Annotated in this window: 1 protein-coding gene and 1 pseudogene; both read left to right on the forward strand. The window is 63.0% G+C overall.

Annotated features, from left to right (window positions below):
* Positions 1-6: 6 nt before the first annotated feature.
* Positions 7-411 (forward strand): annotated as a pseudogene (locus LQV45_RS34565) (ATP-dependent Clp protease ATP-binding subunit ClpX); the annotation flags it as partial.
* A 113-nt stretch (positions 412-524) separates the two neighbouring features.
* The gene (locus tag LQV45_RS34570) at positions 525-1,130 is read left to right on the forward strand and encodes a DsbA family protein (RefSeq protein WP_230012420.1); all 606 of its coding nucleotides are present in this window, start codon (positions 525-527) and stop codon (positions 1,128-1,130) included.
* The last annotated feature ends 8 nt before the right edge of the window (positions 1,131-1,138 follow it).

Below are 1,138 nucleotides of genomic sequence, written 5' to 3' on the forward strand. Positions count from 1 at the left end.
GGCTAGGTCATGCCGGAAGACCTGCTCAAGTTCGGGCTGATCCCGGAGTTCATCGGCCGGTTGCCCGTCATCACCACCGTCTCCAACCTGGACCGCGCCGCGCTCATCCAGATCCTCTCGACGCCGAAGAATGCCCTCGTCAAGCAGTACCAGAAGATGTTCCAGCTCGACGGCGTCGAGCTCATCTTCGAGGACGAGGCCCTCAACACCATTGCCGACCAGGCGCTGGAGCGCGGCACCGGGGCCCGGGGGCTGCGCGCCATCATGGAGGAAGTCCTGCTCCCGGTCATGTTCGACCTCCCCAGCCGCGACGACGTCGCCAGCGTCGTGATCACCGAAGAGGTCGTGACCAAGAAGGCGACGCCCACGATGATCGCCCACGACGAGGTCAAACGGCGCAAATCCGCCTGATCCGGAATATTAACGCGGCCAAGGTCGCTGTAATTTTTAGCGCGCCGTGTGCGTGATCCGCGCCGGCGCTTTCCTCGCAGACTTCCCTAAGGAGAACACCTGTGTCTGAAACCATGACCAACAAAGCCGACTTCTGGTTCGACCCGATGTGCCCCTTCGCCTGGGTCACCTCCCGCTGGATCGGTGAAGTCGAAGAAGTCCGCGACATCAAGACCGAGTGGCATGTCATGAGCCTCGCCGTGCTCAATGAGGGCCGCGAGGAACTGCCCGAGCAGTACCGCGAGTTCATGAAGAAGGCGTGGGCTCCGGTCCGCGTCATCACCACCGCCGCTGAACAGCACGGTGCCGAATTCATCAAGGCGCTCTATGACTCCATGGGCACCAAGATCCACAACGAAGGCATCAAGGACATTGACGAGGTCATCGCCAAGTCGCTGGCCGAGGCCGGACTGCCGGCCGAGCTTGCCGCCGCGGGCCAGAGCGACGAATTCGATGCAAAGCTGCGCGCCAGCCACGAGGCCGGCATCTCGCTGGTCGGACAGGACGTGGGCACACCCGTCGTCGCCTTCAACGGCACGGCCTTCTTCGGCCCGGTCCTGACGCGCATCCCGCGCGGCGAGGAAGCAGGACAGATCTGGGACGCCACGGTGACCCTGGCATCCTTCCCGTACTTCTTCGAAATCAAGCGCAGCCGTACCGAAAGCCCGGTCTTTAACTAGGCCTGAAC

Source organism: Microbacterium sp. Bi128 (assembly GCF_918698205.1).